The organism is Pedobacter heparinus (assembly GCF_032678725.1).
GTDB classification, from domain to species: Bacteria; Bacteroidota; Bacteroidia; order Sphingobacteriales; family Sphingobacteriaceae; genus Pedobacter; species Pedobacter heparinus_A.
Map to the genome: position 1 here is coordinate 252,669 of NZ_JAVTSC010000005.1, position 19,037 is coordinate 271,705.

A 19,037-nucleotide genomic window follows, 5' to 3' on the forward strand; every position below is an offset into this window, starting at 1 on the left:
ATACTAACTGTAGCGTTTTCAGCTACTAAAGATAGCGGATTATGAGATAGATTTAATGATCTGGTGAATGGATACTTTTTGTCGGTCGACTACAAAATCCTTTGCTTTTGCTAGTTTTTTTAGTGCTTTGGAATAATTCTGGTGGATTTCCAGGAGTACATCGCCAATTTGGTTTCCACTTGTAAAATCTATCTCAAAAAGCCATTCTTCCAGGCCTATATCGGCCCACATTTGTCCTTTTCGGGTATCTGTTGGTTGTCTAAGGTGGATAGCGGGTACATTTGATGAAAAGGCAATGATAGGGGAGTGCATTTCGAAGCTGACCAATGCCCTTGCCTGGGCATACACCGACTGAGCCTCGTCAGGAATCCAGTATTTATCTCTCCATACGACATGTTTTTTTACGTCGTCTGGAAGGGGGTCTATCAATATTTCCTTAGCCAGTTCTACCTGATAGACAACTTCAGGGCAGGCAAGAACCTTTAACCCCGTTTCTCTTACCCATCTGGTCATAACATTACGAAGTTTTGCATGGTCTGTTTCGTTATAATATTGTGAAATCATATACTTCTTCGACTCTTCCTCTGTAGGCTTTAAATTCTTCATTTTCCAGTAGGGGGTATATCGAAGGCGTGGGATTACACATATAAATTCGCCCGTTTTCAAGCCTGCAGAGTGAAGGTAGTTGGCAGCAAGCTGATCGTTTCTAAGGTTGATGGCAAAAGTAGCATCCGGCGCAAACTCAGTTACCGGACATTTAGATTTTAGCGATTTCAAATAATCCTGTGAGGCGGTATCTCTGCAATAGATAAACGAGGCTTTGTTGATCAGATCCAAAGATGCAGCATCTCCGTCAACCAGTGAGATTCCATACATGCCAAATGGTTTACCTGTTTGTGTATGCCATGCGGCAAGATCGGCAGGTACTACAATCCAGGGACCGGAGCCATGTACCATAATATCGCAATTTTCAAAGGCCTGCTGCAATTCCGGGGTTGTTGGTTTTCCAGAAGCATCAAGCTTTCCGGAGGCAATTTTCAGCCGGCTGAAGCTCTTTTGTAACAAGACATCTACACCGTTTTCGAGGTTATTGGGCCAGAGCGTTACTTCTGCATCTGGCAGATAAGTATTAAACAGCTCCATAATGCCGAAGGTATGACCTATATCACCAATATTTACGGTTTGCCATGACGACCGCAATAAGATCTTCGCATTGGGTTTAACGTATCCATTACGAATTGCACCCATAAGCGGTGCAGCAAGAGGAAGTGCGGCAAGGGCTGACATGTTTTTTATAAATTTTCTTCTTTCCATCTTCAATCGTTCTTATTGCAACTACGGCTGTTTCTCAATTTTAAAAGTATGAACCTTGGGTTGGTTTACCTGGTAAATAACAGCTGAAAGTGAGGGTAATTGCCTTAATACTTCTGCTTCATTACTTTTTTTTAACAGGTAGTTTTTAAACTGTTTTTGATAATAATCGTAGTGTCCGCCGTCTTTTAAACTTTCCAGGCGTTTAGCAAGGTACTGCTCCACCAGAGTTAAATCGGATGGTTCTTTAAGACCAGAAAGCTGCGTAAACTCAACAAACCGAAGATTGCGGATTGCGGATTCAGTATCCCGGTATTTTATACAGGCTTCCATCACTTTTATGGCCTGTTGGTATTGCGGTGTATTTTGGAATAATGCAAGGTTAATGCCAGCTGAAAGTTCCTTGTCGGTAAGGGATGTGATTAAAATATTATCGATAAAAAGGTTGTAGTTGCCTCCCGACAAGTTTTTTACCTGCAACAGTTGCATATTAAATTCTTCATTAAAGGGAGTCCAGTCAAGTGCTTTTCTAGCAGCTGCTTTGATCGGACAGGGCAGGCTTTTTTCGAGGCATTCAAAAGTTAACCGGTTGTTTTTATTCGATTGCTTTCTTATTTCGGCATTGAAACTGGCTTTTTGTGACGCTTTTAAGTCATCTCCGATTACAAGCTTTGACACGTATTTAGGTGCATTGGTATCTTTAAGAAACTGGTATGCCATTACAAAATGACCTGGCGACAGGGGATGCACCCTGTCTTTGCCGATGATCGTAAAAGCCGGGTTTTTTAATTGCTCTTCTTTATTAATTCGGAGCAGAATGGTCTGAAAATCGACGAGGCCGGTCTGGTATTTTTCTGACAGGGTTTGCATTTGTTCAGCGCATCGCTGCAGCGCATCGTTAACACCATACAGGTTTTCAGTTTCTATTGCTGATGTCTGATCGTAAATGGAGGGTTTAAGCAGAATGACATTGCCTATCCGCTTTTTTAAGATGTTTACTGCCGTATCAGTATTGCTATTGTAATCTGTCAATGCTTTTTGTTTTAAAGCCTCGTTAGCATTTGCTTTGCCATAGAGATTCCGTTTCACATCGTTCATCCCAATCATCATAACTGCATGGGTTGGTTGATGAATCATCACGTCTTTTTCCATTCTTCTTAAAATTCCACCGGCAACATCGCCTGATATTCCACAATTGTAAAAATGTATTTGTTCATTTGGGAACCTGGTGGCGTAATACATCCATAAGTCATTGTAATATTCCCCGTTGTTGGTAATGCTGTTGCCTATAAAACAAACCTTACTTCCGCCAGGGAAAAGAGGCTTATTCAATTCTTGTGTAAAGCCATTTAAGGTCAGAACAAGGAACGCAAGATGTAGGATGAGTTTATGTTTTAAATGCATGGCCAAATATTTTAGTTGAAGTTCTCTATTTTGAATACCCATGCATATTTGCAAGGCATAGTTGCAGGGTTTAGTGTAGGTGCCTGTATGCGTAAACTGCCGTTTTTTATAATTGTTTTAACAGGAGCCGAAGAGCCTAGCAGACTTATTTTATCAGCTTTTTTAACAGATGGAACTGCAATGCCTACCTGCGGCCATTTTGTACAAATGACATAAAGATCTTTGTCCTTTACCGTAAAAAAAATATTTTGATCTTTGGTATTTTGAGGCTTTTTAGTCCAGGAAGAACTGCCATATATTGCCTCGCCATTTACCTTAAGCCAGGCACCGATGTCCAGTAAACGCTCTTGCATAATTGCAGGTATGAGCCCATTGGCATCCGGGCCTATATTTAAGAGCAGGTTGCCACCATTGCTCACTTTATCAATCAGCAGATTGATGAGCTGCTGGCTTGTAAAATAATGGTCCAATGTTTCGAAACGGTTAAAACCATAGGAAGTCCCCATGCCACGGCTTTCTTCCCATGAATGTGCGGCTTTTTCGCCAATGCCTTTGGTATCATGCACCAGGTCATATTCAGTGGTGTAATAGCCGCCATGTTTGCTGCGTGTTTCTTTCCCCCAGCGATCATTTACCACAACGGTGTTTCTTACTGTCGATTCGTTATATAACCAGGAAAGGAATTTGGTGCTCCTGAGTTTTTCTGACTCGTAATCCCATTCTCCATCAGCAAAGATGACTTCTGGCTTATAGCGGGTTACGAGATCTTTCATTTGAGGCAGCATATGATTTTCAACGTAGTTGTCAATAGTTTCAGGTTTATAAAGCGGATTGCTCCATTCGAGGAGGGAATAGTAAAAACCCATTTTTAAGCCTTTAGCTTTAACTGCATTGGTCAGATCGCCGGCAAGATCCCTATGCGGCCCGACATCCACACTATTCCATTTATAGCTTCCGGCACTTGGCCAAAGACAAAATCCGTCATGATGTTTGGAAGTTAGCACCACATATTTCGCTCCCGATTTAACAAACAGATCTGCCCAATCATCTGGCTTAAAGTATTCTGCTTTAAACATAGGCGCAAAATCACTATATTTAAACTGTTCTCCATAAAACTTACGATGATGGGCAGTAAATAGCTTATTCCCTTGAATCAGCCTATTTTCATAGTGTTCGGCATATTTTTCATAAACTCCCTTAACTTCATTTACAGGTGCATAAGCCGGAACGGAGTAAAGCCCCCAATGAATAAAAATACCAAACTTGGCATCTGTCCACCAGGTAGGGGTTTCTCTTTTATCCAGCGATTGCCATGCAGGCTCATAGGTCTGGGTAAAGCCATTTTCCGTTACTGTCATCAGGTATAAGGACATTACAAATTTGATGGCAACCATCCGCTTTCTGTTAATTTTTAAATTCTTCATTTAATGTTCCGCTTATTAATTGATAGAGCCGGTGTAATAATCTATCTGATTGGATTAAAAATCATGGAAATTGTACCCTCTTTAACTGGTTTGGTTAATCGAATGGCCAATCTGGTATAAGGCTTACCACCTTCTGATAACTCTTCACTTTTGATATCAAATCCATCTTTGCTTGTTATCGTAACCAGGAGTTTGTCCTTTTTGCCAGTGATTTCAATTTCATTGGCATTGATCTGCTTCCAGCTACCTCTGGTAATTAATGCTGTTTCATAACTTTGATCACTGCTGAAACTGAAATTATCTGTAACTGTAAGAAATCCTTTTGCAGTACGGTTATAGATAAATTCCCGTTCTAGGTTTTTTAGCTCAGTTACGGGATATGCAGATGCGATATCCATCAGCAGTTTATCCTGACCATCGGTAAAATTGGTGTTGACGATATTGGCTTTTGCCTCAGTGCCTGGTTTTTGCTCCATACCCGCAATAAGGGGAACTGGATGGCCATAGGAGGCGATCGTTTTATAAGTATACCTTTCAGGGCCGAAAGTTTTAGAGGTATAAGGTATAATGCCTGGATCACCCATTAACACTTCATCTCCAACAACAATTGAAAAAGAACCAATGTCATTGTGATTGTGGTGTTCATTATTATTACCGCCTTTTATGGCAACACCCATATCTAGATTCGGATTTTCCCCCGGCCGCACAGTAAGTACACCAGCATAGTCGAAATAAGACCTGAGTTTGTTGTCTTTGCTTTTTACCTGTACCTGTCTGGAAGATATCTTTTCCGGAAAAACGGCAAGAACACTTTCCGCCAGGTCAGTAGAACGTCCTTCAAAAGCAGTCTTTTTAAAGTCAGAGATATCTATGCCCAGGTTTCTGTTTACGTAATAGAGAATAAAAGCTGAAGGTTGGGTATATGGGCGACAATCACCAATTGAAGGGAAGACCCCATGAATAATTACTGTTTTTGGGAGGAAATCTGCAATAAGTTTGACTTTAGGGTCTGCAAAAAGATCAATTTGACCATTGGTGCTTTTGTAAACAGTTTCACGTAAAAGAACAAAATGGCCGAAACCATAATTATAATAACCCAGACCTTCCGTACAATAGCCGTCGGGCAGAAAACCATGTACTCCGTTTTTATGATAGCGTTCAGCAATAGCAATATATTTGGCCCGTTCTGTTTTATCATTAATAACAGTTTCAGCAGCACCTACGGTTCCCGAAAGACAAACCGCATTAAAATTATTGGTATTGGTTAAAAAGAAATTGTCTTTATTACCCGTTGCTACTGAGTTTAATACTGGATCGAATACCCTCATGTGTAAGGCTTTAATAGCTTCGTCTTTAACTTTTGGATCAATCTTGTCATCCAGTAAGTATAAGGCTTGCGCAATATGGTGCGCATAACTTACAGCTGACAATTCAACCAGATATTTTTTTCTTTCAAAATTTACCTTGTTGTAATCATGTGTAGGGTTTACCCATGATTTTTGACGGCATAGTTCAAGTATGGCATTTTCTGCCGCCTTCGTATATTTTCCCTGATCAGTAAGACATTCTGCAAATACATACATGGTTAACCACGCAAGGCGCTTTTGAAGCATGTTTTTCCCGGGAACAGAACTTCCTTTGGTCCAGTAAGCCAGGTAATCCGAATCGCTCCAGACCGGAAATGGTTCCTTTAACGAGCTGTCTGCACTTTTAAGCAATTTTGCGTATTTCCTGGTGTTAAGTAAGCGGTTCCATCCTTTGCGGTCTTTATAGTTCTCCCCAAAGCCAGACGGTTTTTCCGGCAACATGGCTGCAATTTGCTTAACTCTTTGCATATCCAAGGGCTGCAGTAGTACTACTGGCTTAGAATTGTCATAAACATCATTTTTAAGGGCTTGCCCTTTTACAATACCTCCTCCTATCAGGAGCAAAAAGAGCGTAGCTTTCTTGAATAATTCCATCCTCAAATTTTTTATTGGGTTATTGTAATTTCAAATTCCCTGACAACTTGTTTATTACCATCAATATTATTATTAAAACCAACTAAAGTTACTTTATAAACACCAGGGTTTTTATATACATAACTATAATTGGTTAATCTGCGCCCTGCAATATTCTGTATTGATAATCCAAAATCAGCAACTTCCTTTGTTGCATTTAGATTTAAAGGCCCTGTAACCAGCCAATCTTCGTTATCCGGTGAATTTGCCGCGCCACCATTCATTCTTAATTCTGTTGCGGAAACCGCCCAGCCCGCTGCAGGATTTTTAAAGTTATAGGATGTCCATGGTCCCGAAGCTAATGAAACAAGAGGTACCGATGATTTGTCCGGAAACAAATTACTGATAGAAAAGGCACGGACAACCCAAATAGGCTGTGCGACTGTAGGTTTCATTACCGCTTCATACTTAAATGCCAATGCAAAAGGAGTGCCTTCTGTAGCATATGTGCTCAGATCAACGATTCCAGATACTGTGCTGGTGGAATTAACGGCCAGGACTACCTGGTCGCTGATGTCCGTCCAATTGCTAGCCACTAAATTTTCAGGGGTATTTCCCAGCAGATTTTTAGTGACCAGAACTTTAAGAGAATTGGCTTGCGCTACTCCCGCAAGGGCTGTTGTAAACTGTAACTGCGGAATTCCATGTTCTATGGTTACCTTATCTTTATTTGCATACCTGAAACCACGCTCCCCGGAGTAGAAAACAATATTTTCTACATCGCCAGAGAAGTTAAACCTCACCGTATCATCCACTTTATATTGAAGCTTGCTCAACTGGACTTCGAACTCAGGTTGGGCAACATCCATTTTTTTGCAGGAAACAAATATCAACACAGCAAAAAACAGCATATATATACATTTCATAATTTGAAGATTAATATCCCGGATTTTGTAATAATAAATTATTTAATTGAATATCATGGATAGGAATAGGCATGAAAATATTCCTGGATGAAACCTTGGTAGCAGCCGTGGTAATATTAGTTGCCGTTCCTGAATTGGCATTTGCATAAGTAAGAAAAGCTTTCATGTCCTCCACAAATTTTCCCCAACGGATCAGATCATTTCTTCTTAAACCTTCAAAGCAAAGCTCCCTTGATCTTTCTTCCTTAATAGCATCGAGAAGTGCTGTTTTGCTGGAAATCTCTGATGCCGACAGGTCAGCATCCGTGGATTGGGTGATTGTGGCGGTAGCGGTCGCACCTGATCCGCCACCACCAGTAATCGTAACCGTGGGTGCTGTTGTATAATACAGCCCTGCAGTGGTTAAAGTTCCAGGTAAAGTAATGATGATGCCAGTAACGGCCCCAGCAGAAATGGTTGCCTCGGCAGTAGCTCCGTTGCCGCCACCGCCATTAATTGTTACTGTTGGTACAGTGGTATATCCTGTCCCCCCTTTAGTTACTGTAATGTGTTTTACTACATTTCCATACAATATACCATACGCTCTTTTACGAACCATATTCACATACTGATAAGCATTAGCAGGTCCGTTCACTTCGTTTTCAGCTTCAGCAAGCATAAGTAAAACATCTGAATAACGTAGAAATGCAAAATTCTGGGAAGTATAGTTTTTGTCTTTTGGCTCCACAATCTCGTACTCCCTACGCCATTTCCCTGCATTCATCAGCCAGGTATTTGTAACATTCGTTTTCACAGCTGTTGCTCCTGATCCCCAGGTATAATTGGCACAATTCCAATCCCTTCTCCAGTCAAAAGAGGCTTTATTAGGGGTGGCAGTGCTTAATGGGTTTAATTGATAGGAATTATACAATTTCCTGGTTGCGTTTATTGATCCGGAGCTGAATCCTTTATTAGCATCATTGCAGGTAATCCCGCAAAACCGGCCAGTATAGGTATTTCCAAAATTGACACCTCCAGTATTGTTGCCCCAAAATTCCAGTTCCCACATGCTTTCTTTCACATCGTACTGTTCTTTTGCATATTTTAAGAATATATCCCTGTAATCCGGATTTAGGGCATGTTCAGGTGCATTCCCTGTCGGATGTACAACTTTATCCGCCCAAAACAAAGCATCATTATATTTTTCTGTATCGTTTAATGGAAAGCCTGCCATATAAAGATACACCCGGGCCAACATTCCCTGCACAGCTGTGCGGGTAACTTTGCCGCCCATACCTAGTGCTGTAGCTGTTTGCGTTTGCAATAAGGTTTCGGCATCGATCATATCCTTGGTGATTTGTGCGTATACTGTCTTCATCGGAGTTCTTGCAATATTCACTTCTGTTACAGATGCTGTAGGCGTTAAAATCAGTGGAACATCTCCATAATTGCTGACCAACATGAAATACTGAAAACCGCGCAGAAACAAGGCCTGCCCTTTGATTACGTTTTTTGCAGTCTGGTCCATCTCCACATTATCAACCTTGGAAAGCAATAGATTGGCCCTTTGAATACCTGCATACAGACCTTTCCAGAACTGTTCGTTCTTTGCATCTGCAGCATCGTACTGATAGGAAGGAGTTAGCTCTACGATCTTTCCATAAGACTCATCTGTATTTGTATTAAACATATACAGGTAATTGTTTCCATATACCTCAATTGTACCCAAGGCATTATAAACTCCATTGAGTGCACTTTGCAGCTGCTCTGGTGTTTTGTAAAAAGCGTTCGGATCGATAAAATCCGTAGGACTAGTGTCCAGAACTTTCTGACAGGAAATAGTCATCGCTGCCAATATAATGAGGTAAAAATATTTTATCTGTTTCATATTTTTATAGTTAAATAGGTTAGAGCGATACATTTAATCCAAATATGAGTGTACTTGCACGTGGATAGGCAGAAAAATCGAATCCAGGTGTAAGTGTTGAATTTCTAACCGAGACTTCGGGATCTGGCCCGGAATAGTTTGTCCAGGTGGCAATATTCTGAGCAGACGCATAAATCCTTAAACTTTTAAGATTGGCTTTTTTGAATATTTTTGCTGGAAAGTTATAACCTAGCGAAACCGTTTTTAATCTGAGATATGAGCCGTCTTCAACCACCCTGCTCGAATAATAGAATGGTCCCTGTCCACCTGTCCGGAACAGAGCATTGCTAGGGTTATCAGGCTGCCATCTATCGGCGTAACTTGCATACTGGTTAAAAAATCTGGATTGTTTTCCGTTACCATCAAACAGCATACGGTTGGCATTGACAATGTCATTTCCATAAGACCATTGCAAAAACACGTTCAGATCAAAGCCTTTATACGTGAAGTTATTTGACAAACCTCCAGTATGGATAGGAAGACCTCGTCCGATTACAGTGAAATCTGATGCATTAACATTTCCATCACCATTGATGTCTTTGTACTTAATGTCGCCAGGCTGTACAGTAGGGTTTCCATTTCTTGGGATGTTCGCCTTAAGTGTATAAGTGCCTGCAGGGCTTCTATCAAAATCTTCGTATTGGTAAACTCCGTCCCAAATTGCCCCATACAATTGTCCAACTGATTGTCCTACCACAGCGAGGTAAGGAGAAAGTGCGTTCCATTTTTGATCAAAACTTACCGGGCTGGTTATTGAAGTTTGGTTTTCAGCAAGTTCCAATACTTTGTTTTGGTTGAAACTAATGTTAAAATTTGAGCTCCAGCTGAATTCTTTATTTCTGATATTAATGGTGTTCATTGAAATTTCAAGGCCCTGATTTTGCATTTTGCCTATGTTCTTATAAGCATCTGACAATCCCGTTGTATAAGGCAATAAGGCCAATAACAATAAGTCGTGGGTAGTTTTTCTATAAAGATCAACAGTTAAATCTATCCGTTGTTTAAATAGACTTAAATCATACCCAATATTTAACTGTTTTGTGGTTTCCCATTTCAGCGTACCATTTCCAAAGTCAGTTAATATCGCTCCTTTTGAGGGAGAACCATTACCATAAGAATATCCTGCCGAATTGGGTTGAGTAATCTGATCCAGGTATGGAAAGTCTCCAACGCGGTTGTTACCCGTTTCCCCATAACTTAAACGTAATTTTGCATCAGACACAAATTTCAATTTCTTCATAAAATCCTCCGCACTCATACGCCATGATATGGCACCTGAAGGGAAATATCCCCATCGATTTCCAGGGGCAAATTTTGAAGATCCATCCGAACGGAAGGAGGTAGTAAAGTAATATTTTGATTTATAATTATAATTTAAACGTCCCAGATAAGATACCAAACCTGATCTTGAGCTTAAAGAAGTACCGATTTGAGAAGGAGACTCATCCAGACCATCTAATCCCAGGGATTCATTTGGAACATTGAGGGCATTAAAACCTCTTCTTGCCATTTTGCTTCCTTGCACAGTATATCCCCCCAAAACGGTAAGATTATGCACTTTATTAAATACTTTTTTATAGGTAAGCGTATTTTCATTCAATAAAATTGTGCTGGGATTATCATAAATTGATCCGTTCACACCACTGGAATTTCGGAAATTACCTGCTTGCGTCAAAGAGTTATTGAATGTTTCATTTCTCAGCACAGTATTGGTGACACCACCTGTAACCCTCAAGGTTAATGATGGTATAATTTTATACTCAGCATAAGCATTGGCAATGAATGCTGTGGTTAGATTCCTACGAAGTTCATTTTTGACAGAAATTACTGGATTGACGCGGTAATCAGCAATTACGTTGTAATCAAAACCAGGATCAAACAGTTCATCTTCCAAGTTATTATCGTTGCCTGTTACTGGACGATAACCCCATACTGCATAAAGTAGATTGGTACTGGCCGACTGTGAGGCAGAAGCATCTTTCACGATGGTTCCACTAGAAACACTGTAGCTGTAATTCAGGTTTGCGCCAATTTTCAGCTTCGAGTTTACATTCTGATCCAAAGTAATACGGCCCTGGTAACGTTTGAAGCCAGAATTCAAAATGACCCCATCCTGGTCGATGATATTACCCGAAATCGAGTAACGCGTTTTATCTGATCCACCCCTTATGGAAATATCATGGTTCTGCATGCCAGCAGTTCTATAAATCTGATCCTGGAAATTAAGCCCTTTTACGTTCCTATAATCTTCCAATGTTTTTCCATCTTTCAAATAAGCAATAGCCGCAGCTGTTGGGTCAAGCTCCAATTGATATTTTACAAACTCATAAGGGCTCATTAAATCGATGGTCTTCGTATTTTTCTGAAAACCATAATAACCACTATAAGCAATCACTGGTTCGCCCGCTTTCCCTCTTTTGGTTGTAATAATAATCACCCCATTCGCCCCTCTTGCGCCATAAATGGCCGTCGCAGATGCATCCTTTAGAATATCAATGGATTCAATATCTGATGGATTTATAGAATTATTGTTGGCATCTTCCAATGGAAATCCATCTACAACATATAAAGGAGAGTTGTCTTGCGTAATAGAGCCTGCACCACGGATTACAATACTATTTACCTCGCCTGGTTGCCCGTCAGCACCTGAAACCTGAACGCCGGCAACTCTGCCTGCAAGAGCCTCATCAAATGATCTCACCGGGGCTTTTTCAAAATCGTTCATTTTGACCTGGCCAACCGAACCGGTAAGGTCTTTTCTGGTGGTGGTACCATAGCCAACAACTATGATTTCATTCAATGCATTGTCTGAACCTTTAAGCGCAACTGTTATCGTATTTCTGTTGTTCAAAGGAATATCCCTTGATTGGTAGCCGACATATCTGAAAGATAATGTAGCGTTCGCATTTGAAACAGTGAGTGCAAATTTACCATCGGCATCGGTAGTAGCCCCGGTTTTAGTACCCTTTTCAAATACGGTGACACCAAAGAGCAGTTCATTGTCATCAGAGGTCACTTTACCGGAAATTTTCTTGCTCTGCGCGTTGCTTTGGATAGCTAAAGTCATCAGGAATATCCAGGAAAATATGGTCCTGAAAATCATGACGCCACAAAGTTTTAGTGGTTTAAGTAACATATTTATATTTGGTTAGTTTTAAAAAAATCTGCTTGTTTAATGGCTAATCAGGTTCTATATACAAACCTAATAAATTATATATTGTATATAATATATAATTGAATTAATATAAATATTTTAATAATTTTGAGATATCTATATGAACTTGATTAGTAATATATCTATTTGTTTATTAATTAAGCAACAAATATTGTGTTGTGCAATTCTGTTTATCGGAAATAAAGGCCTCCGTTAATATCAATGGTCGTCCCAGTAATATAGTCACCACCTTCGCCTGCCAGGAAAGCAGCGGCGAGTCCAATATCACGAGGCTGTCCAATACCAAGTGGTACAGATTCCGCTATCTTGGCCACCCCATCAATTCCATGCGTTTGATTTAACAAATCGGTTTCAATGATACCAGGTGCGATGCAATTTACTCTGATCCCAAAAACTGCGCCTGTTCGGGCCAATGTTTTAGTAAGACCGAATATAGCACTCTTACTCGCGGCATAGTGTGCATGACCATATAACGCGCCCTGTTGCGCGACTACGGAACTAATGTTGATGATTCTGCCTCTGCCTTGTACTTTCATCATTTCCATCGCATATTTAGCACATAAAAAACAACTGGTTAGGTTGGTATTCAATATCAGCTCCCAATCTTCAAGGCTGATGTCGAAAATATCTTTGGCCTGAGATGTTCCGGCATTATTTACCAGAATATCCAATTTACTGATATCCTTCTTAATAAAGGAAAAAAGCGCTTCCACATCCTTTTTACTACTTACGTCTGCCGCTTTAAAATATACTTTTCGGCCAAAGGCTTTGATCTGCTCTACCATTTCCCAAAGCGTGTCATTTTCTGCCAGGTCATTGAGGATTATATCAGCTCCTTTTTCCGCAAGGGTTAATGCGATGCCTTTACCTATACCTCTTAATGATCCGGTTATGAGTGCGGTTTTTCCGAGTAGTTCGTTCATAATAATCCTTTTTAATTCGTCATTTTTGCGGATGTATCTAAAAATACCTCCCTCGATAAAGTAAATCTTAATGCGATAAATATAAAAATGCTTCCCAACAGATATACGATAGAAAGCGCAGAAAGCCCTTCTGATAGGCCCAATGAAGGTTTTATAACACCTAATATCCAGGGAGCAAATGCACCAATCAAAAAGGCGAACATAATCATAGCTCCGGAAACCGAAGCCCGTATAGCAGGAGGGATTACCAAGAATAAAGAAGCGTATATGTTTGAATCATAAATGCCTCTGAAAAAACCAAATATTCCCATGGCCGCATATACATAGAATAGCTCATTAGCAGAACCTAATAAATATATAAAGGGGCAACCGAGTAACAAACCGAAAGCTTGTATTTTGAGTCTTGCACCGGTACTTTTTTGGACCATCAGATCAGAAAACCGACCACCAAGTAATACGCCCAGAAAAGCAAATATATGGTGATAAAACATGGATGAAAATCCAGCATTTGCCAAAGAAAGGTTAAACTTTTCATGTAAGAAAGTAGGAGACCAGGTTAAATAACCTACATTCACAAATACCATACACGCAAATGCGAGTGTAAGTAAGATTGCTGTCTTTTTATGGAACAATCCCTTAATCCCATCGAACAGTGTTATCTTAGAGATTGTTGGCGAGACATCAGGTAAAATGATTTTTTTAAACCTGATAAACAGCACGATAGAAAGCACTATGCCTATACCACCAAAAAAGTAGAAAGCAGTACTCCATCCAAATCTTTGCGCTATTAAAGCCCCTAATAAACCGCTAATGATGATCCCGGCATATAAAGCCGTTTGATGTATGGCCATTGCCAGTCCGGTTTTCTCCTGGTACTTTTCTCCTATAAGTGCATTTGCCGCCGGGGCATAAAAAGATTCGCTACTTCCTACGATAGCCCTTAAAATAATCAGGTGAATCAGCCCTGCACTTAATCCGGTAAAAAAAGTAGCAGTGCTCCACAATAACAAACTGAAAATTATTACCTTTTTCTTACTGAAAACATCACCTATATAACCACTTAAGGGCACACATAAGCCTATTGCCCAGATAAATACAGATGCGATCATTCCCAATTGAGCATCTGTTAACTTCAATGCCTCTTTAATCTCAGGCAGTATCACATTAAATATCTGCCGGTCTGCCTGGTTAAAGAAAAACACCAACCATAGCAAAACAATCAATTCCCAGTTAAAGGACTTAGGGCTTAAACTATTCTGGGCATCGTATCTGGTCATTTTTATGTTTCTATAAGGAATTACTTTGTAAAATAGCCCTTAGCATCTTCGGGACGTATTTCTGTTAGTTTTCCATTGTAATGTCTTAAATCTCTTGGCTCATAGGTGTATGCCAGAATTGCTTCTTCGTTAATGTCTATTCCCAGACCAGGCAAGTTGTTAATTTGCATCATTCCATCTGAAAATTCAACTTTTTCTGTACTTATTTTGTTCCGGTAGGGTACATCGCTGCTCATGGTTTCAAGGAAATGGAAATTTGGAGTAGATGCGGCTATATGTAATGTGGCAGCATTAGCCACTGGGCCACTGGGATTATGCGGACAAAGAGGAATGTAATAACATTCGGCCATTGCTGCAATCTTTTTAAGTTCTGATATACCTCCTGCATGACTCACATCAGGCTGTATAAAATCTGCACATTCCATATTTAAAAAGCTTCTGTAATCCCACCTGCTGTAAAGGCGTTCTCCAGCTGCAATCGGGATCTTGGTTTTTCTTCTTAACTGAGCCAAGCCTTCCATATGATCAGGTGGAATAGGCTCTTCAAACCAGGTAATATCAAAGTCTTCCAACGCATGAGCCACTCTAATTGCAGTTGGCATATTAAAGCGGCCATGTCCTTCTATTAAAATATCAATCTCAGTTCCCACTGCACTGGTAACCGCATCGATACAAGTCATGGCATAAGAGAATTCCTTTTTTGTAAGGTTCATGTAAGCTGAGCCGAAAGGATCCCACTTTAATCCTTTAAAGCCACCTTTAACAGCTTCTTTTGCCTTTTCAGCAAACTCTTCCGGAGTTTTTGCAGGTGCAAACCATCCATTTGCATAACATGGAACAGCATCTCTTACTTTTCCCCCAAGGAGTTGATATACCGGCACACCGAAGTCTTTCCCTTTGATATCCCACAAAGCCATATCTATCGCTGCCAGGGCACTCATTAAAACAACTCCTCCACGCCAGTAGGCATCCCGATAGCAATCGTGCCAGATTGCTTCAATATTGTGTGGGTCTTTTCCAATTAAATATCTTTTTAATTCATTAACTGCCTGAAGTACAGTTAGTTCTTTCATCTCAAGGGTTGCTTCGCCAACACCATACAGACCAGAGTCTGTAATTACTTTTACAAATACCCAGTTTGTTCGGTAGGAGTGACAAATAAAGGTTTTGATCTCAGTGATTTTCATATCGATATACTTATAGTTTTATGCTGGCATTAACCTGCATTATTTTAGTTTTTAATCCGACAGACGTACATAAGAATGCGAAATATTCAGGATCCGTAGTATTCTCTGCAAACATGCCATAGTGATTGGGAATGGTAATTTCAGGATTTAGGGCTTTAGCAAGATTCGCTGCTTCGTTAGCATTCATATTTCCAAGTTTTCCATTAATGCACACAAAAAACAGATCCAATTTAGTTCCCAGCATTCTCGTGAGCAAGCGCTCAAGCTCTGCTGTGTATTCTGTGTCTCCCGAGAAGAAAACCTTATGTCGGTTATCTTCAATAAGTAATCCTGTAGAAAAGGGATCAGAATGAATGGCAGGGGTTGCGGTAAGTTTTAGCCCATTTAATACCAGAGTTTGATGCTGGTCGAGCAATATGGTGTTTTCCTGATTGATCTTAAGCTTTGCTGCATGCACAATGACACTTGCCGGACCCATTATTTTGCATGAGGGAAAAGACTCAAGAATCCTAAGTATCGTTTGTGGATCAAAATGGTCCAGGTGATTATGAGTACAATAAATATAGTCGGGATGAAGGTCTTTAATGGCTACAGGTGCAGGAAATATTCGTTTCAATCCTTGCAGTTCGTAGATTGAATTACTCAGATAGGGATCTATAAGTATTCTGATACCAGATACATATAAAATATAGCCGCTTTGACCAATCCATGTAATGTCCATCAGGTAATTTATTTTGGTTAGTAGGTTTAAACCTTTGTTTCTATAATATTCCAAAAGTAACATATTATATATTGTATACAATATATTTTTATAAAATTACCAATATGACTACAATTTTACTCTATTTTTATTAAATGCTTAATAAATTACATTAAATATAGATAGAATACTATTTAAGTCGATCGCTCATTTGAGCAATAAGGTCGGCTTTTGCATGGATACAATGTATAGAAGCGGCAGTTTCAACTTCAGCGGGGTTGCCACTTTCCAATGCTTTTAATATGGCCCGGTGTTCTTCAATAACTTCGGTCGTTCGTCTTGAACCGAAACCATAAGTAAGGCGCAAAGTGTTAATCAGTTGCCAATGCTTTTCCAGAATTTGCAGGCCTTCACTGTTATTTGCCAATTCATATATGGTAGAATGGAACCTTCGGTTCAATTGTAAACAGGTGGTATAGTCCTCTTTTGACGCTGCCAATTCGTAGCTTTTCTGAATCTGATTGAGGAGCTTAAGGTCTTTCTCCTTTAAGCTTTCTATGCATTTTACTGTAAGGTAAACTTCAATCAATTGTCTGATCTCATAGATACTTTCTAAAAATTGTCTGTCAACTTTTCTTACATGAGCTCCTTTATTTGGTTCAATGATTAACAATCCTTCACCCTGTAGCTGTTGTAAAGCTTCTCTGATCGGCATCTGACTTACCTTATACCGGTCCACCAGTTCTGCTATTTTTAACCGTTCTCCTGAAATAAAATATCCGGATAGGATGTCCTCTCTGAGCTTCTCTCTAACTCTTGAATAAGTTGGATCAGCCAACTGGCTTAGCGAATTGGATTGCATTTTGTCTTTCAACGTTTCAATTTTTAATGGTTAATCAAATATACAATATATATTGTATACAATCAGCCAGGTTGGCGCACACGATTATCCGTGGTTTCACCTAGGTGTTCCAGATGTCATTCATTTCTGTAAGAATTATCGGCTCATTATCAGTGATAAGTATAGTGTGCTCATGCTGAACAACATATCCGCCTTTGTCTCCAACCAATGTCCACCCGTCATTCATTGTTTCAGCATAATTTGATGCAGTAGAAATAAAAGTCTCTACGGCAACAACAGAATTTTTGCGAAAACGGGTTTTATTGGATCTGTCACAGAAATTCGCTATTTCATGCGGTGATTCATGCAGGCTTCTTCCAACGCCGTGTCCGGTAAGGTTTTTAATTACTTTATAGCCATTCTTCTTTGCTTCCGATTCTATTAACAAACCAATATCTGAAATTTTAACACCACCTTTTATGTGGTTAAGGGCTTTTTGTAAAATATACTTTGATGTGTTAATGAGTTTTTTATGTCCATGGATATCGTTTCCTACAACGAAAGACCCGCCATTGTCTGACCAAAATCCATTAAGTTCTGCAGAAACATCTATGTTGATCAGATCTCCTTCTTTTATCACACGGCTTGACGGAATACCATGTGCTATTTCATGATTTAAACTGATGCAGGTGTACCCTGGAAAACCATAAGTTAGGAAGGGAGCTGATTTTGCACCCAAATCTTGTAGCAAATCCCCGCCATAGTCATCAAGCTCCTTCGTTGTTATACCTGGTTTTGTGAAATCCCTCATTTTTTTTAACGTAAGCGCTACTGCATTGCTTACTTTCTGAATTCCTTCTCTTTCCTGTGGTGATGTTATTGACATAGACTCAAGTTGACTGATATAAATCGATAAAATTAACTTTTTATCAGACGAATATAAAAATAGAATCTCGGAATCTGTTGTTATCAGCGGGGTTTTTAATAAATAACTATTTGTCTATCTTTAAACACAAACTATGATATCTAAATCCATGAATACTATCGTTAAAGTCTTGTCAGGTTTTTGTTTGCTAATTATCCTGAGTAATTGTAAAAGTATGAATTCAGCTAAAAGCGCAACTGCCACTATAGCCCCGGAATATAAATTGGGATGGAAACTTGGTTCACAGGCCTATACTTTTAAACTTTATACATTTGCTCAGGCAATAAAAAAAATTGACAGTTGTAATTTAAGATATGTAGAAGCCTACCCGGGGCAGCTGATCGGCGGGGGTATTGAAGGTACAATGGGCCCAGATATGGATGGGATAAAAAGAAAAGCTGTTTTGGAAATGCTGAAAGCGAACCATGTAAAAGTTGTGGCTTTTGGTGTAACAAAAGCCGGTAGTGAGGCTGATTGGATTAAACTATTTGATTTCTGCAAAGCTATGGGTATTCAAACGATAACCTCAGAGCCAAATGAAAAGGACATTCCACTGCTTTCAAGATTAGCTGATCAATATGAGATCAATGTAGCCATTCATAACCATCCTGATCCTTCTCATTATTGGAATCCTGATGTGATATTAAATGCCATCAAAGGCCAAAGTAAACGCATCGGGGCATGTGCCGATATAGGTCACTGGGTTCGTTCAGGTCTGGACCCGGTTGAGTGCCTTAAAAAATTGCAGGGCCATGTTCTCCATTCACATATGAAGGATCTCCATGTCAAAGGAAAGGGCGGGCATGATGTACACTGGGGTGAAGGAGTATGTAACATAGCAGGTGTAATTGAAGAGCTCAAAAGACAAGAATTTAAGGGAGTAATTTCTGCAGAGTATGAGTACAACTGGCAGAGTAACAGCAAAGATGTTGCACTAAGCGTAGTGAACTTCCGGGAGCTTGTAGCTAAAGGTAAGTAGAAAGCATAGGTAGGCTGCTGCATCAGAAAGTTTCAAAAAAATGTAAACTATTAGGAATTGAATAATATTCAAAATATTGAATATCAGTTTTTTATATTGTTTTTCATGAAACTTGTTAA

The 19,037-nt window shown here is 39.7% G+C and carries 14 protein-coding genes; 1 reads left to right on the forward strand and 13 read right to left on the reverse strand.

Annotation, left to right across the window (positions count from 1 at the left end; translation table 11 throughout):
- Nucleotides 1–39: 39 nt before the first annotated feature.
- From R2Q85_RS10350 to map, 13 genes are all read right to left on the reverse strand, one after another.
- A complete protein-coding gene (locus R2Q85_RS10350; protein ID WP_316811700.1) occupies nucleotides 40–1,314 on the reverse strand; it encodes a polysaccharide pyruvyl transferase family protein in 1,275 nt (424 codons plus the stop codon).
- A 21-nt stretch (nucleotides 1,315–1,335) separates the two neighbouring features.
- On the reverse strand, nucleotides 1,336–2,715 hold the full coding sequence (locus tag R2Q85_RS10355) for an SGNH/GDSL hydrolase family protein (protein WP_316811701.1): 1,380 nt from the start codon (nucleotides 2,713–2,715) through the stop codon (nucleotides 1,336–1,338).
- Between the two features lie 11 nt (nucleotides 2,716–2,726).
- Entirely contained in the window at nucleotides 2,727–4,139 is a 1,413-nt protein-coding gene (locus tag R2Q85_RS10360) for an alpha-L-fucosidase (RefSeq protein ID WP_316811702.1), read from the reverse strand.
- A 41-nt stretch (nucleotides 4,140–4,180) separates the two neighbouring features.
- Nucleotides 4,181–6,100, reverse strand: a complete 1,920-nt coding sequence (locus R2Q85_RS10365) for a hypothetical protein (protein WP_316811703.1) — start codon at nucleotides 6,098–6,100, stop codon at nucleotides 4,181–4,183.
- Nucleotides 6,101–6,111: 11 nt separating this feature from the next.
- A complete protein-coding gene (locus tag R2Q85_RS10370; RefSeq protein ID WP_316811704.1) occupies nucleotides 6,112–7,005 on the reverse strand; it encodes a DUF5017 domain-containing protein in 894 nt (297 codons plus the stop codon).
- A gap of 10 nt (nucleotides 7,006–7,015) precedes the next feature.
- Nucleotides 7,016–8,872, reverse strand: coding sequence for a RagB/SusD family nutrient uptake outer membrane protein (locus tag R2Q85_RS10375; RefSeq protein ID WP_316811705.1), 1,857 nt, complete (start codon nucleotides 8,870–8,872; stop codon nucleotides 7,016–7,018).
- Between the two features lie 19 nt (nucleotides 8,873–8,891).
- On the reverse strand, nucleotides 8,892–12,047 hold the full coding sequence (locus R2Q85_RS10380) for a TonB-dependent receptor (protein WP_316811706.1): 3,156 nt from the start codon (nucleotides 12,045–12,047) through the stop codon (nucleotides 8,892–8,894).
- Nucleotides 12,048–12,256: 209 nt separating this feature from the next.
- A complete protein-coding gene (locus R2Q85_RS10385) occupies nucleotides 12,257–13,009 on the reverse strand; it encodes a 3-oxoacyl-ACP reductase family protein (RefSeq protein WP_316811707.1) in 753 nt (250 codons plus the stop codon).
- An 11-nt stretch (nucleotides 13,010–13,020) separates the two neighbouring features.
- Entirely contained in the window at nucleotides 13,021–14,286 is a 1,266-nt protein-coding gene (locus R2Q85_RS10390; RefSeq protein WP_316811708.1) for an MFS transporter, read from the reverse strand.
- Between the two features lie 20 nt (nucleotides 14,287–14,306).
- On the reverse strand, nucleotides 14,307–15,473 hold the full coding sequence (dgoD, locus tag R2Q85_RS10395) for a galactonate dehydratase (protein ID WP_316811709.1): 1,167 nt from the start codon (nucleotides 15,471–15,473) through the stop codon (nucleotides 14,307–14,309).
- A gap of 10 nt (nucleotides 15,474–15,483) precedes the next feature.
- The gene (locus R2Q85_RS10400) at nucleotides 15,484–16,194 is read right to left on the reverse strand and encodes an MBL fold metallo-hydrolase (protein ID WP_316811710.1); all 711 of its coding nucleotides are present in this window, start codon (nucleotides 16,192–16,194) and stop codon (nucleotides 15,484–15,486) included.
- Nucleotides 16,195–16,363: 169 nt separating this feature from the next.
- The gene (locus R2Q85_RS10405; protein ID WP_316811711.1) at nucleotides 16,364–17,047 is read right to left on the reverse strand and encodes a GntR family transcriptional regulator; all 684 of its coding nucleotides are present in this window, start codon (nucleotides 17,045–17,047) and stop codon (nucleotides 16,364–16,366) included.
- Nucleotides 17,048–17,135: 88 nt separating this feature from the next.
- Nucleotides 17,136–17,900 carry a type I methionyl aminopeptidase gene (gene map / locus R2Q85_RS10410; protein WP_316811712.1) on the reverse strand — a complete coding sequence of 255 codons (765 nt, stop codon included), beginning with the start codon at nucleotides 17,898–17,900 and terminating at the stop codon, nucleotides 17,136–17,138.
- Nucleotides 17,901–18,114: 214 nt separating this feature from the next.
- Between map and R2Q85_RS10415 the strand changes: the two genes are divergently transcribed.
- A complete protein-coding gene (locus R2Q85_RS10415) occupies nucleotides 18,115–18,918 on the forward strand; it encodes a sugar phosphate isomerase/epimerase (RefSeq protein ID WP_316811713.1) in 804 nt (267 codons plus the stop codon).
- The last annotated feature ends 119 nt before the right edge of the window (nucleotides 18,919–19,037 follow it).